Origin of the sequence: Longicatena sp. 210702-DFI.1.196 (assembly GCF_020563125.1) — a bacterium.
Taxonomy (GTDB): domain Bacteria; phylum Bacillota_I; class Bacilli_A; order Erysipelotrichales; family Erysipelotrichaceae; genus Longicatena; species Longicatena caecimuris.
The window spans coordinates 1-18129 of sequence record NZ_JAJCPX010000038.1 but is presented as its reverse complement, the minus strand read 5'-3'; the positions used below and the strand labels follow the sequence as shown (position 1 = coordinate 18129).

The window sequence follows — 18129 nt, the reverse complement described above, 5'->3', positions numbered from 1 at the left end:
AACTTTTCCCAGTAAGTCAAATACAGCAAACGTACATTCTGTCTATCTTAGCTAATAAGAAAAAACGCCTCTTTCTATGTAATCATCCTTTTTTTCTAATAAGCTTAAAACGATAGAAACAAAATGGAAATTTGTGTCATATCTTACAAGCTTTTAATAGAAAAATATGATATAGTCATCACCATGAAGAAGGTAAATACCATTTTCAATGGCTTATCCCTTATAGAAGGATAGCATAAAAGAAGTTGAAGAGGAGTGATGTTTTATGATTGAAAAGTTTTTAGTTAAAGAATCCAAACGTATTCACAAAGCCACAAGAAGGCGATTGCGCATCTGTACACTTTTATTTGTCTGTTTCATGGTACTTCTTTATGTTCTTTTACAAGATGAATTTGCCAGGAATCCATCCTTTAAAAACACTATTTATAGTATAGGTATCGTCTTAATCGTCATCGTTGTATGCGCGGATGTTATCGGGACTATTCGTACGAGGAAAGCTGATGCCCAAGGGGAAAATCTCATTCTTCCTTATCAAGACGGCAGTAAGCAAGAAATTGCCGAGAAAATCAATCAGGATGCAGCAAATGGACTGTTATTTGAAGAATACATATATGAGTTTCCTGAAGGGAAAAAACCTTATGGTGAAAAAATTGTCTTAACATCTTCATATTTATTATTATGCAGTACCAAGATTACCGTCATTCCCCGTGATAAAATCTATTGGACATGTGCACAAGTAGGATATAAGGGTGGTCCTTATCGCGTACGCTTTTTGGTTTTCACTGTAAAAAAAGTGTTTGAAGTAATCGGTGTTGATATTGAGCATGTCGAAGCCTTAGCAAATCAGCTATATGAGTATCTGCCAAACATCTTCGCAGGATATGACGATGATTTTAATTTCTCTTATCAGCTGGAGGAGCTTTATACAAAAGATCATTATGAATTTATGCGCTTATATGAAGCCATGCAACAGCGTTATGAAACACAAGAAAAAGACGCTGTATAGAAGACCATGAAACATTTCTCAAGCAATTTTAAGCAATAGAAGTAACAAGCAAAAACAATCGTCTCATAAAAGCGAAAAAGGAAGAACTCTATGCATCTTGTGCTTGCCAGCGACAAGATAGCATGAAAGCGACTTCCTTTTTTTATGCTTTATCGTTCTTAACCGTTTTTTACTTATTTCCAAAGATCACTTGGATATAAGCCTTTATCAACCAATGCCTTAATACCAGCTTTTACTCCCGGCTTATCTTCCTGATACGTAACACCGAACCATTTTTCATTGCTGCTCAATAACTTCACCGTGGCCTTGCCTTCTTTGATCAATTCATCGGTTACCACAGGAATTAAAAATTCTGATTTCATAGTATTTTCCGGTACTTTTTCATTTAAAAATGCATGGAACTTTGTTTCAATCTTTTCCACATAATCAGGGAAGAATCCCCACATATTCATTGATACCAATGAAGTTGCGTCCACATCGATCCATTCATCGTTCTCAAAATATTGCACACCGTTTTCATGCTTTTCAATCTTGGCACATTCTTTAACTTCTGTTAACAGACCGTTTTCGGATTGACAGATACCTCTTGTCACACTGCCATTATCTGTTAAGGTATTTTCCAAGATGTAACCAATCAAGCAATAGTCTGTATGGTTTGGATCTGCCAAATAGTCATGCAAAATCTTATAAGATTCTCTGCCATAAAAATCATCTGCATTAATGATGGCAAATGGTTCATGCAACACATCTTTACAGCATAACAATGCATGTCCCGTACCCCAAGGTTTACTTCTTCCTTCAGGAATGTGGAATCCACTTGGCAATACAGAATCAATGTCTTGGAAAACATATTCCACTTCTACTTTTCGTGCAATCTTATCCCCAATTAATTCTTTGAAATCCTTTTCCATTTCTTTTTTTATAATGAAGACAATTTTATCAAAGCCTGCTTTAATTGCATCATATGCTGAGAATTCCAAAATTGCTTCCCCATTAGGTCCTAATGGATCCATCTGTTTTAATCCGCCATATCGACTGCCCATACCGGCTGCCAAAACTACTAATGTTGTTTTCATTTTTTCACCTCATGTTTTCTATTTGCATTTTATCATAAAATAAACAGAATAGAAAGGAATACGAAAGGCATTCCCAAGGATACTAACAAACATCGCAATCCTTCTAAAAAAGCAGCAAGTATTCTCCCACCTTTATTAGAAAGAACATGGTTGATACAGCTTTTTCATAATATTTGCAGACTATCTTTTTTTGAAATTCCCTATGCAAGCTTGCTCAACATGTTACGTTTTCCTCTTTTCTAGTTTGTCGCTATTGTCATGGCAAACATCCCTTGTAAAGGTTAAACATAGAATCATAATTAATCAGAACTTTTGCTTAGGAGCGTATGGTTTCAATACGACATAGGAAGTAATAATATTTAAATGCCATTAAACAAAGCAGAAACAGACGCAAATACAGATGCTCCATAAAATACATAGCCAATAATAGCATGGCACTGGCAAAGCTTAACAACGATACCTTCGTACGCAAACGCATGCTGCGCTGTTCAACAAAGCTGGCTAAATGATTTTGATACATGGATGTCTGCATCAGCCATGTGTGAAAACGTTTTGAACTTTTCGCAAAACAATAAGCCGCCAACAACAGAAAGGGCGTTGTAGGTAGAACGGGTAAAACAACCCCGATTGCTCCTAACCCCGTGGCAATGATACCAATCAATAAATACGCTAATTTCATATCACGAAACTCCTTTTGTTTTTCTTTTTTCCCAATGCTGCTTACTTGTGTTTATCATATGTCTAAGGGCCATGAGTGGATGATACAACAGCATATAAGGGCCACTGAAACGCATCACTTCTTTGATCTTATCACGCTGCTCTTTTCGATAACAATGCACCTTACAGCTGCTGCAAAATGTCTTAGTTTCCATGAAAGGGCAATGCTCGATACGCTTACTGGCATAGGCATATAGATCTTCACATTCTTGACAAGGATGTTCCTTATGATGCTTATGGCAATATAGATCAATCATAAAACGAATCGTTTGTTTTTCCTGGTCTCTTTTCTTCGTTATATGTTTCCTCACTTTTCATTTACTCCTTTTTCCTCGATTGACTTAGAAACTTTTTTACATGTTTCTTGATGCATACGCATGGCGGCAAATGTGAATTTCATGCGAACCATCAGCTGCTACGCGTATGCTTCATTTGAATCAAATGATCAACAAAGCGCAATGTACTTGGACGATGAGATACCAAAACGATAGTTTTATCTCTCTGTTCAGCTAGCTTACTTAAAATGGCCGCCTCATTTAGCGCATCCAGATTGCTGGTTGGCTCATCCAGTAAAAGACAAGGTGCATCATGTAAGAAAGCTCTTGCCAAAGCAATACGCTGACGTTCTCCCTGCGATAACGATTCTCCAAGTTCTGCAACCGGTGTAGCATAATCTTTTGGCAACGACATAATAAAATCATGGATATTAGCCTTTTTACATGCCGCCTCTACTTCATCTATCGATGCGTTTAGTTTGGCAATGCGAATATTATTCAAGATGGAATCATGAAACAGTACCGTATCCTGGGTCACATACCCCTGCATCTGCCGTAAGTCTTTTGTATTGATATCCTTTATTGCTGTATCATTCACATGAATCTGACCTTGTGTAACAGACCAAAATCGCATTAAGAGTTTTAATAAAGTGGATTTACCAGAACCACTTTTTCCTAAGATACCTGTAATCTTTCCCTTTTCAAACACCGCATGAAAGTCCTGTAAGATCATCTCATCAGCATAAGCAAAGGATACCTTCTGCAAACACATGTCACCAAAAGTTACCTTCTGCTTACCATTGATTTCTTCTACCTGCTCCTGTTCATCCAACAGATGCAATACGCGTCTTGCACTGGCCATTGTAATCAATAGATTATTTGATAAATTGCTGAGTGCCATCACTGGTCCAAAGCTAGAAAGCAGTAAAACACTTCCCATCAGCGCACTGGTAAAACTGATTTCATTCAATAGATAGAGCCAACCTGCACAAAGCACCATTATACAAGAGAAACCCATGATAGCCATATTGGCCAGCGCCATACTCACACCTTCATAGTGCTTCAATTTCTTTTGCCGTTCATTTACAATCGTACTGCGCTTTTGCATACCCGCTAAGTGTTCCTTGCCTGCTTCATACTGCAAGATGTCCTGCATTCCTCGCAAAGACTCCAATGTATAATCACTTAAATCGCCAAATTCCTTACGTGATGCTTTTCCATCCGCTTTCCCTTTTTTGGTAATATACAATGGCAATAAGATGCCAATACTGCAATAGGCAAAGAAGGCAATAAGGGCAAAAACAGGATGCAGGTTGAGAAACATACCTAATAAGATCAAACAAGTAAGGATGGCAATGAAGATAGGAGAAATCGTATGGGCATAAAAAACCTCCAAGGCCTCAATATCACTGGTGATCAAAAAAATCAGATTGCCACTATCTTTCCCTTCTAACTTTGCCGGACATAAGCGACGTAAAGTGGAAAATACGCGATCTCTTAAAATAGCTAACAATTTAAAAGCAATATAATGATTGCATGCTTGTTCTCCATAATGCAAAATACCTCGCAAGATAGCACATACTCCCATTATGATAAAGAATACAGAGATGGGAAAATCCGGTGCCTGTATAGCGATATGTGCAATCAATAAAGAGGCAAAATAGGGAATGAAGATGGCACAAAGAAAGCCAGTGACCCCTAATGTAATGGCTAATATCATATAACCTGTTAATGGTTTTACTAAGCTGCTCATGCGCAGCATCAGTTTAAAATTACTTTCTTGTTTCATACTGTTTGCTCCTTATAAAACTGTTCCAGTGTCTGTTGTTGTTTAAACATACGTTCATATACACCGTTTTGTTTCCTTAATTCTTCATGTGTCCCCTGTTCTACACAGCTTCCTTTTTCCATGACATAAATACAATCACTATCTACAACACTACTTAAACGATGGGTAATTAATAATACCGTTTTTTCTTTCTTTAAACGATGAATCAACTGTAAAATAGCATCTTCACTTTCCATGTCGATGTTACTAGTTGCCTCATCGAAAATATAGACTTCTCGATCCGCCAATAATGCTCTGGCCATTGCCAGACGCTGCCGCTGCCCTCCAGACAAATTCTGTCCGCCTTCCTCTAACATCGTATCAAGACCATCTTGTTCCTGTAAGAAATCCGCGATACAGACATCTTGCAAAACTTTCCATAACGCCTCATCACTTGCTAAAGGATTACCCATTCGTAAGTTTTCACGAACACTTCCTTTTATGATGGTTGGCTTATGGGTCACATACATCACCTTTTTATAAAAGGATGCATCAGCTAAAGAAGAACGCTCTATCCCCTGTACAGTGATACTCCCTTGATAATCCGATGCAAATCCACAACATAACTTAGCAATCGTGCTCTTACCAGAGCCACTTTCGCCTACGATGGATACAAAGCTGTTTGCCAAAACGTTTAAGCTGACATCCTGTAAGACAACACGCTGTTGATCATAAGCAAAGGTAACATGCGATAGTTGCATGACAATGGGTTCATCGGATAATGTGCATTTGGCTTCTTCCTGAAGTGGTATATCCAACAAACGAAAGATTTTCGCACTTGCGGCAATCCCATTCATCGCAATATGGAAAAATGAGCCCAACAGACGTAAGGGAATGAAAAATTCACTTGATAACAACACGATACTGATGACAGCAAATAATGAAATAGAACCATTTCGATATGCAATCATGGCTACGATACTGCCAATTGCTGCCCCACCATAAGCTATCAGATCCATCACACTTACACTGTTTAACTGCATCGTCAACACCTTCATCGTAATACGGCGAAACGTTTCTGCTTCTTTATTCATTTCTTCATGCTTATATCCATCGGCCTGATAGATTTTTAAGGTAGTTAAACCTTGCAGATTTTCTAAGAAGCTATCTCCAAGACTGGCATAGCTCGTCCAATATTTTGATAACAGCTTTTTCGCAAACTTTTGTACGGCGATGATAGAGAGTGGAATTAGTGGTACACATACCAACAACACCAAAGAGCTTCGCCAATCTAGCCAGACAAGAATCAAAAATAAAGTCAACGGTGCTAACATGCTATAGAAAAACTGTGGCAGATATCGTCCAAAATACGTCTCTAGCTGATCAACACCTTCCACGCTGAGCTGTACCAGTTCACTTGTCGCAATATGTTGCGTATAACTGTTCTTTAGCTCCAGCAACTTCTCATATATGCGTTGACGAAGATGATTTTTAACATCACAGCTTGCCCTATAGGAATATCGGCTTGCCTGCATACTGGTAAGCATGCGAACGATAATCATCAATATGACACCGATGGCACATAGCATCAGATTGCGTAACGTCAAGGTATCCTGAAACATTTCCACAAAGATATTTGCGAAAAGAAAAACCATTCCGATATTGCTCAACATGCCCAGCCATTGCATGAATACCTGTTTCCATACCATGACTTTTGCTTGTGGCATCTCTTTTAATAACCTTTTATCAATCATAAGTCCTCCATAAGTTAGTCTAATCTAACAGAAATTTCGATAGAAGTTTACCATGGATAACTTATCGTGTCAATACCGTCGATCCTTTATCTAACTGGCAATCATTGGAAATAAGGAACAAGCATGCAGGCAAAGGAATAAAACCATTAGATACCCATCGTATTTCCTTTTGTTTTCCACGATACAAAACATATATCTGCTGAAATGCAAACATAAATTCTTCTGTTTTCCATTCTTTCTTGTAATTTTCTTTTGTTTTGATAAAATCAAAGTAAGGAGGGATGACATGTCAAAAACAACAACCCTGCGTCGCAAGCAAATTGAACAGATCGTAGCTACACGGCATATCGTTCATGTACAAGCGCTGGCAAAAGAATTGCTGGTATCGTGTGAAACCATTCGCAAAGATTTGGCTTTTTTAGAAGAAAAAGGTGTCTTATACCGTACCCATGGCGGAGCCCGAGAACGTTCCAGCAATATCGATATTCCCTACGATATTCGCTCACAAGAATATATTCAGGAAAAACGACGCATTGCCAGACAAGTGCCGGCCTTTCTTCATGATGATGATATCATCTATATTGACGCTTGCAGCACAGCCGCTTATCTCGGTATGTTTTTGAAACAGAAGAAGCAGCTGACCTTTGTGACAAATTCTTTAGACTTAGTATCTTCCATGCAGGATAGTGGTCATAAGATTATTATGACAGGTGGCACGTATGTACCTGAAGGTAAGCGTTTATCGGGCGATTTTAGCATGCCTTTGATCCAATCACTTTTCTTTGATGTGTGTATCTTTGGCATGGATGGCTGTAAAGATTTGGATGGTCCTGCCAATATGCGTGAAGATGAGTTGATGATGAACAAGGCGATCTTAGAACGATCACATAAAGCCATCTTGGTATCCGATGCCTCTAAATTTGAGCGATATGCCCATTATCAATATGCCAAGTTCTCTCAGTTTGATGTTTTTATCACAACACAGCTAAGCAAAGAAGAAAAAGCACGACTGCCTATCCCTTATATTATCGAAACTTGAAAGGAGCTACTTTATGAATACCATTGATTTACACATGCATTCCCAATACAGCATTGATGGCGAATTTAGCGTTAAAGAATTATGTGAGCAAGCCAACCATAACGGTTTGCGCGTTATGGCAATCGCTGATCATAATTCGACCAGAGCTTATCACGATGTTACAGATACCAAAGGAGTACAATTGATACCGGCAATCGAACTGGATTGTACATTTCAAGGCCACGACTTTCATTTATTAGGCTATGGCATAAATCCCGAGGTAAAAGAATATGCCGAAATTGAAAAAGATATTATAACCCAGGAGCAACAGGCAAGCGCTCAGCGATTGGCTTTATTAAGAGAACATTTGCATATTTATATTGATGAAGAAGAATTAAAACGACGCAGCTTTCACGGCATTTATGTGGCCGAAACCATTTGTGAAATCGCCATGGAGGATGCGCGTAATAAAGACAATCCCCATATGAAACCTTATTATTTTGGTGGTGCACGCAGTGATAACCCTTATGTGAATTTCTATTGGGATTATTGTGCGCAAGGAAAAGTAGCTTATGTGCCTATTCATTATATGAGTATGGAAAAAGCTATTGCCCTCTATCATTCACAACATGCTCTGGCAGTGTTAGCCCATCCCGGTAATAATGTGAAAGAAGATGCGGCTTTATTAGAAGCTTTGCTGAAACTGCCATTCAATGGCATTGAGGTGTACAGCAGTTATCATACACCAGAGCAAATTGCTTATTATAAACAAGCCGCATTACAACACAATTTATTGATTACTTGTGGCAGTGATTTCCATGGCAAGACAAAACCAAGTGTCACCATGGGGAAATGTCATATGCCAAAGGAAGAAGAGGAAATGCTATATACACAACTTCAAGCCAATGGATTATGCAAGTGATATAAGCATTCCAACAAAAAAAGAGGCCAGTGCCTCTTTTAATGGTTATGAGCTAGCAACCTTTTATATGCTGATCACTATGTCAATCAAGCTTATGCAATGAGAAGAACTTAACATTGCCTCTGGATAATAAAGACAAGTCAAAAGCCAACAAGTCTTTAATAAAGAATGATAAAAGATAATAAGCAACAAGATGAAAAGATTCTCTATGTACAGCCTCTTCTTTCTTAATGGTATTTTCCAAACAGCAAACTTTCTTTTCCGTTATGCTTGGGTTATAGTTAAGTTGTCAAGAAAGAAGGATGCATATGAAAAAACAAGATCTCTTACAAGAATTGCGCAACATCCGCAGTGTAGCCATGGCCAGTGTAGATGCCCAAGGAAATCCAAAGAATCGCATAATTGATGTAATGCTGGCGGATGAAAATGCCATTTACTTTTGTACAGCAAGAGGAAAAGCCTTTTATCAGGAGTTAATGATGAAGCCAGTCATTGCCATTACCGGAATGAATGCCTCCTGGCAAATGATACGCCTGCAGGGAGAAGTCGAACATTTAACAAAGCAAGTCATGTGGATCGATAAAATCTTTATGGAGAACCCACAGATGAAGCAAGTGTATCCGAAAGATTCTCGTTATATTCTAGAAGCCTTTAAAGTAGCAAAGGGTGTGTTGGAATGGTTTGATTTAGGTAAGGAACCCATCAATCGCGAATGCTTACGCATGGAGGATGATGTACAACTGCTTCAGGATGGCTATCAGATACAAACAAATTGCATTGGTTGTAATAAATGTCTGAGCAGCTGTCCACAACAGTGCATCAAACAAGGCAAGCCTTACCATATCGTACAATCCCATTGCCTTCACTGTGGGCTCTGTTATGAGCTTTGTCCTGTCCATGCCATTCGGAAAATTACCGAATGCGCATAGCTCATATGAAGCGTGATTCATTTGTTTCTAATTCCTTTTATACTAGCAGCTTCTTAAAGCTCTTGCTTATCTATAAAACCTAATACCATTTTACTTATGTTCGCTGTCCAATTAACGTTCTGCATGTCGTTTTAGATTATGCAGTAGGCTTGTTGGCAGCTTTTTTAATAAGGCAGCGACAAATAGCAGCGTAATCATACGATCAATATAATCGGTGATCACTTGCACCACAAAGCAGCTCATTGTCAATCCTAAAGGTGTTTTCGCTAAAAGCTGCACAAAAAAGGTAGAGCCACTCGAGGTAATACCACCAAATAGATACGCTGTAATCAATGCACTTAAGAAGGACGTTGGCACACTGATCATCAAAGCACCAAGGAAAAACCACCATCGCTTATCTTGCTTTTTACGCCAAACAAAGCCGGCAAGCAATCCCAGAAAGATACCGACAGGAGCATAGTATAAGGAATACATATCAACGGTTATTCCTAAAATTAAGCCACTTAACAAACTTGGCAGCATCCCATAGAAAGGGCCATAGACTGCCGCAATAAACATAGTACCCATACTATCTAAATAAATCGGCAGTTTCAGCATAAGTGCGATTTGTCCACCAATCAAATTGAGCACCACAGCCAGTGCTATCATACTAATATGATAAATGGTAAATTTTGTTTTCATGTCTTCCCTTTCCTTCCTTAACATACGGTATCCAAAATATCTAAGGCATCGGTTGGGATTGCTAAGATACGGCTGATAAATAAGCGGAAAAATGCATGCACATCGACTTGTGTGAGAATATGTGCATTGGCTTTTCGCTGATAAAAGTCATAAGCATCCACAATTGTTTGTCCACGGGATAGCCCATCACACGCAACTTGTACATTTGAGCTGAAGCCGCTGCAAATAGCAGGATTTAGAAAATATGCCACTGCGAGTGGATCATTGATCACACAGCCAATCAAATGTTCTTGTTTCCAGTGAAAGTCATAATAAAATTTTGTTATTTTGCGAATGAAACTTCCTTGTTTTGCATCAAGACGTTCGATATAAGAAAGCAAATTCGGTGTTAATACGATCTTTCGTGTCACATCTAAGCCAACCATATGGATTTGTTTTTGTAGGCGTTCCATTTCATGATAGACAATCGCAGCTGCCTCAGGATCTTCCCAGTAATTGTATTCCGCAACGGGTGAACAATTACCATGTGCTTTATAACTGCCTCCCATGGAAACAAGTTGTTCGATGTTGGCAAACGCTGCGGCATTCTGCTGTATGAGATGCGCCAGATTTGTCAAAGGCCCCAACGCGATAATGGAACAAGCTTCCTTTGTTAATGTTTCACATAAAAAGCTAACAGCATCTATGTTTTGCTCATAGCCCGCTACTTCTTCTAAATAACTTTCACCTAAGCCATCACTGCCATGAGTATCTAAAGCATCACAGAAAGGTTTTTGTAAAGGTTTATCTGCTCCCAGATAAATAGGAACATCCAGGCGATTCATATGGCGCAATACTTTCTTAGCATTCGCAAAGCCAAGTTGTAATGGAGCATTTCCACAAACAATGGTAATGCCTAACACTTTAATCTCTAAAGATGATAATGCCAGCATCAACGCTAAACTATCGTCAATCCCCGGATCACAGTCAATAATCACTTTTCTTTTCATTTGCATATCCTCCAATAAAAAATGACCTCACATAATAAGCAAGGCCATAAGTAAAAATAGATAAAACACAAAAAAACATGTGCTTTTATTTTTATGTTATGAATTGCCTATTATTATACTGGGAGGTAAGGAACCAGTGTATACTTTTCTGCTTTCATAAAAAACGCCACTTTTATCGTGGCCTTCATTACAAATATGGTGCCGGCTATAGGACTTGAACCTACGACCTACGCGTTACGAGTGCGTTGCTCTACCAACTGAGCTAAGCCGGCACATGAAATCGTGCGCAGATATTATAGCATTATTTTTTTTCTATGTACAGATTCAATTGTAAATTTATCCACAAATTCCAAATAAATGTTAAGTCATTTCACAAGGAATGAAAAGCAGAGTCTTGATGACATCATCATAAAGTGTACCCCATACGGGGGATACATAAATTATAAGTGCATTTCCTATACTCTGCTTTTCTGCTTTTTTACTCTGTGATTTCCAGATCTTCTCCATTTGATTGTATGACTTTCTTATAATAAGCAAACGAACACTTCTTATAACGCGTTCCACTGCCATTCCCTTGATCGTCTACATCAACATAAATGAAACCATACCGCTTTTTCATTTCACCGGTTCCTGAGCTTACGATGTCTAGCGGCCCCCACCATAAATATCCTCTGACATCTACTCCATCATAATCAACCGCTTTCTTCAATTCCGTTATATGATTTTTTAAATAATATTTTCGATACGTATCCTGTACGCTGCCATCTTCCAATATATCATAATCTGCGATTCCATTTTCAACGATAAAGATAGGTTTTTGATAACGATCATACATATAATTTAAAGAATAGCGAAGACCAACCGGATCAATTTCCCATCCCCATTTTGTCTTTTCTAAATAGGGATTTGTATAGCCTGTCGTAAAGGATATCAAATCAAAATCTTTCGTATCTTTTCCAACAACTACCGTATTGTAGTAACTATAGGAAATAAAATCTACAACTCCCTTTCTTAGAATGTCATCATCTTCCTTTTGTACTGGTAAAACAATTCCCTTTCTTGCCAGTTCTTTGCGTTTATAAGATGGATAATATCCACGATTTTGCACATCTACGTAAAACATATAGTTCTTCATAAATGTTTCATTTGCCATAATATCATCCGGATGGCATGTAGCAGGGTATGAAAAGATTCCTCCATACATACTGCCTACTTGATTCTCCTTATTGATTTCATGAGCCAAGGTTACCACCTTTGCATGTGCTATCAATTGATGATAGGCGGCAATCATACGCTCTTTATAGCTGGCATCTTCGCTTATAGCACCTGCCCACCATGGACAATCGGTCATCGTATTGATTTCATTAATAGGCAGCCAATATTTAACTTTTCCATTATAACGTTTGAACACTGTTTCACAATAGCGAACAAAACAATCAATGGCATCGCGATGAAGCCAAGAACCAAACTTTTTAAACATTCCTATCGGTGTCTCAAAATGGCATAATGTCACCATCGGCTCTATCCCACACTTCCTGCAATATGCTATAACTTCATCATAATGCTGTAACCCTTCCTCATTGGGTTTTGTATCATAACCATTCGGATATATTCTGGACCAATCAATGGAAAAGCGATACATGCGAAAACCCATCTCCTTAAATAAAGCAATATCTTCTTGATAGCGATGATAATGATCTATCGCTTTATGCGAAGGATAATTTTTCTTTGGATCAATATCCAGGGTGATCGCTCTTGGGGTATTAACATCACCTGCCGTCATGACATCAACTGCATTTATCCCTTTTCCCCCTTCTTGCCATGCTCCTTCACATTGATCCGCTGAAGTAGAACCACCCCAAAAGAAATCATTTCGTAGACTCATAGTTATCTCCTTTCTATGCACAATCTTTAAACGTTATATACGTCGCGATAAAAGTGATGGCTCCTCCTAACAACATCGCAAGAATATAAAAGATAATATTCGTCGCGGTCGGTCCTATGTAGCAAGGGATGGCAAACATTCCCCCGGTTCCATAAACATTGTAACAATATACTTGCAACAAGCCACATAATCCGGCGCCAAAGAAGTTACCGATACAAACACAAATCAATGGTGTTTTATATTTTAAATTTACACCAAACATGGATGGTTCACTAATGCCGGCAATAATTGCTGTAAATCCACATGATAACCCTGTTGATTTTAATTCTTTATTCTTTGTTTTACAAGCAACTGCCGCTGCTGCTAATCCTTGATTAATATTATTCAGACAGTCTATTGGGGATACGATGGGTTCATAGCCAAATTTTGTAAAAGACTCCAACCAGTACGGTGTTGTCGCATTATGCATACCGGTAATAACAAGGAATGGATATAGTGCACCTAGCACTGCCATGCCGATAAAACCCGTTGTCTCATACAGCCACATCAGAAATGCCGTAATATACGTACCTAAGATTGCACCTAAAGGCGCCAGCACACAGAAGGCTAGTGGAATCATCACAAGTAAAGTAGCGAATGGTTCCATAATCACTCTTAAAAAGCTTGGCGATATCTTCTTAAAGAAACGCTCTACTGGTGCCATGATCATAACACATAAAATGACTGGGAAAACCATATAGCTGTAAGTACCTGCATAAACAGGTAAGCCAAACAACGTGATAGAAGCTCCTTCATCAACTAATGCTATAAATGATGGTGCTACCAGCATCAAACCCATCAGCATTCCTAAACCTTCATCCGTATTGAATTTCTTTGCCGCACCTTTACCGATAAAAACAGGTAAGAAATAGAAACCGGCATCTCCTACAATGGATAACATGTTGTATGTAGAACTAGCGGGATCAAGTATACCAAAGGTCGATAGTAACAGACATAGCACCTTGATCATACCGGCACCGATCAAAACCGGGATAAAAGGTATCAGCGAACCGGAAATAATATCCGCAATTGCAGAAAATGCTCCTTTCATCGTTAACTTTTTCTTTTCCTTTTTCACTGATACATCCAAATCTTCATCAATGGCATCTTCCATTACAAAACCATGCTCTTTACATATCAAACGATAAGCATCATCTACATCTTGCCCAATGATGATTTGTAACTCATCCCCCTGCCATTGACATCCTAATACCCCAGGAAGCTTTTCAATCTCTTCCGGCTTTGATAAACTCTTATCTTTTAAATTAAAACGCAATCTCGTAACACAATGTACAAAATACGTAACATTGTCCTTTGAACCTATGTAATTTACGATATTCTCAGATAATTTCTGAAATTTATTTTTAGACATTTTGCTCCTCCTCTATATGTATTAAACAATGGTACGGCCGATACATTGTTTTAATACCAAAAGACTTTCCCCAGGCGGTTATCCGCTTTTCCCCTCACGCATGCATAAACGATTTACATGCAGCATCAAATATAAAATTTCTTCACTTTCTAATTGACAATTCATCTTCTTTTCTAAATATGTACAAAGCTTTTGGACACAAGCATTCGTTTTAGGAAAATTAGCAACCATTTCTTCATATAGAATGGAATTTTCCGTTTTCAATGTTTCTTTTTCCGCGATGCGTTTCATTAAATAACGGATATGTGTGATAAAACGTGCATAGTTGAAACCATCTTTATCAATTTCGATATGAAATTCACTTTCGATGATTTGCGTAATGTCGTTAAGTATTTTATGGTCAGCTTTCTGCCCTTTTGTATTGGTGGTTTCATAATTAATAAAATGTAACGCAATGGCATACTTTTAATCATCAGGTAAAGTAGTCTTTAATTGTTTCCGGATGATGGTTAATGCATAGGTACCGATAGCACATTCCTTTTTATACAATTGTTTCAAATCATCCGTAAGCATGAAATTCATCATATATCCTTGTTGATGCCTTTGTAAGGCAAATTGAATATGATCGGCTAATGAAAAGATAACATTTGAACTTAATTCGTATGGGATACGTCGTTTCGCATAATCCACGATTTTCGTAGCCACATCGATAACGTCATAGTCAATACATTGCAACAGTTGCAAGTATTTCTGATCAACGTTGTAATACGTTCTTTGTATGATGCTTAAGTCTTTTAGTTCATATGGAATCTTGCCAAAACCGATGCCAGTACCTACAGCAATTAATTCGTTATGATCTTTATCGATGCATAAGGCAACACAATTATTTAATTTCTTAATGACCCGCATACCATTTCACCTCTTTCCATACATAGGATGATTACAATGCAATCTTCATGATGTTATGCGCAGATGATACCTGCCCATAAGTTTTATGAGTAATCACAGACTTGCTCGTAATAATAATCAGAACGGTCATATCTATTTGCTCTTGTTCAAATAATGCTTGATCAAAGCTTAAAATAGCTTCCCCTTTACGAACATGTTCATGTAGCTCTTTATATACGGTAAAACCTTTCCCCTTTAGTTTCACACTGTCTAAGCCTACATGCACCAGTATTTCTAACCCCCGTTTATTTTTAATACCAAAGGCATGTTTCGTATTCGCCAACATTATCAATTGGCCATCGATTGGCGCATAGATGGTTTCCTTCGATGGAAGAATGGCAATTCCATCACCCAACAGTTTATTGGCAAACATTTGGTCCTTTACATCTTCAATTTTTATACATGTTCCTGCGACCGGAGAATACACATCGTCTTCTTTTGTTCTCTTAAATATTTTCAACATATCCTTCACCTCAACAAACAAAAAACTCTTCCAAAACACCCTGAAAAATTTTCAGTGATGCCTCGAAAGAGTAACAGTCTGAATTAACAATTTCATTCTAGCATTGGTTTTCAGCGTTGTCAATGTAAAAAAAGAGAATTCTTATTTCCTAATAAAAATTAAGCGAACGCATCATATGCAATTGGTAATTTCTGGTAATATCTATTAGAAAATCTATAGCTTGTTTAAAAGATGAAGAAGCGTAAAAGAAAAGATGAATTCCTCATCTTTCCATTACGAACCTTCGTTTTAACAATAGCTTTTTCATCCACAAGAGCTTTATCAGCATTTCGTATTTTCTTATAAATAATTTTGCCAAATTTGTAATTCCCGTTCGGCACTTTCTTTAGCATCAGATGCATGAATCACATTATTCACCAATCGCTTTTCACGACTTGCTTTCTCATAATTATCTTCACTAAAGCGTCCGCGTATCGTTTCTGGTCCTGCCTCTGCCGGATTTGTCTTTCCAACCAGTTGTCTAGTCAATGTGATAATATCTTCTTCACCATCATAACTGACACGCATTGGCTGAATGTATCTTGGACCATTGTAATAAAAAGACGCAAATAATTTCCCGGGAAAATTAAATTCTTTATCCATGGCATCAATGACACCATGATAATGATCTAAAAGAACTTTCATAACTTCCATCGTCACTTCTAAACGACAGCTTTTCTCAATACACAATCCATGGGCAGTCAACATTGCCACGACCTCATCTTCCTGATGATTTGCAAAAGCATCTGGTTTTAACATCATAAACGTTACCTGTTTCATAACATACCTCCATTTGTTTCAGTATACTACAGGATGTTGAAACTATCCAAGCTTTTCTTAGTTTCTTATAAAAAGCTAATCATTGTGTGACAAGCCGGAAATATAAAAGAGAACACAGGAGGATGAATGCCTGCTTTTTCACAAGATCTGCCTCTTATCATTTCTTATGGATTGATTGTAAAGAGCAAATTTGTTTCCGACGATAGAATGATTGACTAGTAATATCTTTTTTATCCTTATCAAAAAACGTTCCTTAAGGATGACAGCTATGGCAGAATCATAAACACCAATTATTTTGATTGTCAAAAGCTGCCACAAAAAGGCTTTCATATTCAATATTCCTAAGAGTGCCCTAGTAAACGATCCTCAATACCGATTAACAATAAAAACGTCGATTGTTTTTATCACTTTACAACAAAAAAAGGAATCTGTTACGATTCCATAAATTCACGTATCATGGTCAAACGTTTTTCCGTATCCTCATAACCTAAGTCAAACCAACGCTGCAATAATTCCTTATCACTTGTATAACGCGTGACACCATAATCGGCACTTGGTCTTAATACGATTGCTTTTCCCTCTTCTTCCAGCTTTTTCACAATACCCCATTGGCGGTTGTAGTTTTCATGACGAATACGCAAATATTCACGTATCTGTTTATTTCCCGGATACATCAATCGAGCTAATTGTATCTGCCACCCCGGTGCTGGTTTGCGTACATAATTTTCTTCTTTTGTTGAAATAAAGACGTGTTTATCCATGCCCTGTCGAATACTTTGTTCAATTGGAATCATATCCACCAATCCTGCATCCATATACGTATGATTGCGGAATTTCACCGGTCTCGTTAATAGAAATAAAGAACAAGATGCCTTCATCAAACGTTGTTCGATCGGATCGAAGTATTCTTTGCCAAAGTACTCAACTTCGTTAGTATCCATATTATACACACCAATATCCAACTGTGTCGGGTTTTTCATAAATGCCGCATAATCTAATGGTGCATGCTCTTCAATAAATTTACATACATGATCAATACCAAAGACACCACGTTCATGTAACAATGGTGATACACCAATCGCCTTAGGATCGCTTGCGGCATCTACACCTGAAATCCGCAAACGCTCACGTTGTTTTGATACAAAAGGTAATAATACCTCTGCACCTGCACTGATGCCTACCGTATAAGGGAAGTCAATATCATTATCTAAAAAACATTGTAGAACACCGCAAGTATATGCAGCCTTTGTGCCTCCGCCTTCGCAGATCAAACCTGTTTTTATCGTCATATTCTATACACCTCATAGTTAAATATTATACTATTATCTTGATAAAAGGTAAAGTATTCTAGGGATTTTCACGTAAAAGAAACATCATCAACATCCCGTTTTCTCACTTCTTTTTAACCAAATGAAGAAAGTAGGCGATAGTCATTAAACTACCGCCCCTTATCAAACCGTACGTGCCC

18 protein-coding genes and 1 tRNA gene are annotated in these 18129 nt (G+C 38.0%); 4 read left to right on the top strand and 15 right to left on the bottom strand.

The genetic code is table 11. The features are described 5' to 3' along the window. The first annotated feature begins 265 nt into the window (after positions 1-265). A complete protein-coding gene (locus LI241_RS13160) occupies positions 266-1006 on the top strand; it encodes a hypothetical protein (RefSeq protein ID WP_008686934.1) in 741 nt (246 codons plus the stop codon). A 173-nt stretch (positions 1007-1179) separates the two neighbouring features. Here the strand turns inward: LI241_RS13160 and LI241_RS13155 are convergent, their stop codons facing one another. The 5 genes from LI241_RS13155 to LI241_RS13135 all read right to left on the bottom strand — a co-directional run bounded on the left by LI241_RS13155 (position 1180) and on the right by LI241_RS13135 (position 6596). Beyond that, complete coding sequence (locus LI241_RS13155; protein WP_008686932.1) at positions 1180-2082, bottom strand: sugar phosphate nucleotidyltransferase; 903 nt, start codon at positions 2080-2082, stop codon at positions 1180-1182. Positions 2083-2398: 316 nt separating this feature from the next. Beyond that, on the bottom strand, positions 2399-2761 hold the full coding sequence (locus tag LI241_RS13150; protein WP_008686931.1) for a YbaN family protein: 363 nt from the start codon (positions 2759-2761) through the stop codon (positions 2399-2401). Between the two features lies 1 nt (position 2762). Further along, a complete protein-coding gene (locus LI241_RS13145) occupies positions 2763-3110 on the bottom strand; it encodes a nitrous oxide-stimulated promoter family protein (RefSeq protein ID WP_008686930.1) in 348 nt (115 codons plus the stop codon). A gap of 97 nt (positions 3111-3207) precedes the next feature. Beyond that, on the bottom strand, positions 3208-4863 hold the full coding sequence (locus LI241_RS13140; protein ID WP_008686928.1) for an amino acid ABC transporter ATP-binding/permease protein: 1656 nt from the start codon (positions 4861-4863) through the stop codon (positions 3208-3210). Next, the gene (locus LI241_RS13135) at positions 4860-6596 is read right to left on the bottom strand and encodes an ABC transporter ATP-binding protein/permease (protein ID WP_008686927.1); all 1737 of its coding nucleotides are present in this window, start codon (positions 6594-6596) and stop codon (positions 4860-4862) included. Before LI241_RS13135 ends, LI241_RS13140 begins: the two co-directional genes overlap by 4 nt. Positions 6597-6882: 286 nt before the next feature. Between LI241_RS13135 and LI241_RS13130 the strand changes: the two genes are divergently transcribed. The 3 genes from LI241_RS13130 (at position 6883) to LI241_RS13120 (ending at position 9465) form a co-directional block, all read left to right on the top strand. Beyond that, positions 6883-7635: a DeoR/GlpR family DNA-binding transcription regulator gene (locus tag LI241_RS13130; protein WP_008686926.1), complete on the top strand. Its 753-nt coding sequence runs from the start codon at positions 6883-6885 to the stop codon at positions 7633-7635. Between the two features lie 13 nt (positions 7636-7648). Then, on the top strand, positions 7649-8536 hold the full coding sequence (locus LI241_RS13125) for a PHP domain-containing protein (protein ID WP_227151361.1): 888 nt from the start codon (positions 7649-7651) through the stop codon (positions 8534-8536). Positions 8537-8844: 308 nt separating this feature from the next. Then, on the top strand, positions 8845-9465 hold the full coding sequence (locus LI241_RS13120) for a 4Fe-4S binding protein (RefSeq protein WP_008686922.1): 621 nt from the start codon (positions 8845-8847) through the stop codon (positions 9463-9465). 111 nt (positions 9466-9576) lie between these two features. Here LI241_RS13120 and LI241_RS13115 read toward each other — a convergent pair whose 3' ends face one another. From LI241_RS13115 to LI241_RS13070, 10 genes are all read right to left on the bottom strand, one after another. After that, entirely contained in the window at positions 9577-10146 is a 570-nt protein-coding gene (locus LI241_RS13115; RefSeq protein WP_008686920.1) for an ECF transporter S component, read from the bottom strand. Positions 10147-10163: 17 nt separating this feature from the next. Further along, positions 10164-11135 carry a nucleoside hydrolase gene (locus LI241_RS13110; RefSeq protein ID WP_008686919.1) on the bottom strand — a complete coding sequence of 324 codons (972 nt, stop codon included), beginning with the start codon at positions 11133-11135 and terminating at the stop codon, positions 10164-10166. A gap of 196 nt (positions 11136-11331) precedes the next feature. Continuing rightward, a tRNA-Thr gene (locus LI241_RS13105) sits at positions 11332-11407 on the bottom strand. Positions 11408-11613: 206 nt separating this feature from the next. Beyond that, positions 11614-13020 carry a glycoside hydrolase family 1 protein gene (locus tag LI241_RS13100; protein WP_008686918.1) on the bottom strand — a complete coding sequence of 469 codons (1407 nt, stop codon included), beginning with the start codon at positions 13018-13020 and terminating at the stop codon, positions 11614-11616. Positions 13021-13033: 13 nt separating this feature from the next. Next, on the bottom strand, positions 13034-14431 hold the full coding sequence (locus LI241_RS13095) for a PTS transporter subunit EIIC (protein WP_008686916.1): 1398 nt from the start codon (positions 14429-14431) through the stop codon (positions 13034-13036). 78 nt (positions 14432-14509) lie between these two features. Next, complete coding sequence (locus LI241_RS13090) at positions 14510-14803, bottom strand: PRD domain-containing protein (RefSeq protein ID WP_256176679.1); 294 nt, start codon at positions 14801-14803, stop codon at positions 14510-14512. Positions 14804-14896: 93 nt separating this feature from the next. Continuing rightward, a complete protein-coding gene (locus LI241_RS13085; protein WP_008686912.1) occupies positions 14897-15340 on the bottom strand; it encodes a PRD domain-containing protein in 444 nt (147 codons plus the stop codon). 31 nt (positions 15341-15371) lie between these two features. Further along, a complete protein-coding gene (locus LI241_RS13080) occupies positions 15372-15842 on the bottom strand; it encodes a PTS glucose transporter subunit IIA (protein ID WP_008686911.1) in 471 nt (156 codons plus the stop codon). A gap of 339 nt (positions 15843-16181) precedes the next feature. After that, the gene (locus LI241_RS13075) at positions 16182-16661 is read right to left on the bottom strand and encodes a nucleoside-diphosphate kinase (RefSeq protein ID WP_008686910.1); all 480 of its coding nucleotides are present in this window, start codon (positions 16659-16661) and stop codon (positions 16182-16184) included. 431 nt (positions 16662-17092) lie between these two features. Then, positions 17093-17950 carry a patatin family protein gene (locus tag LI241_RS13070; protein WP_008686909.1) on the bottom strand — a complete coding sequence of 286 codons (858 nt, stop codon included), beginning with the start codon at positions 17948-17950 and terminating at the stop codon, positions 17093-17095. Positions 17951-18129: the final 179 nt, after the last annotated feature.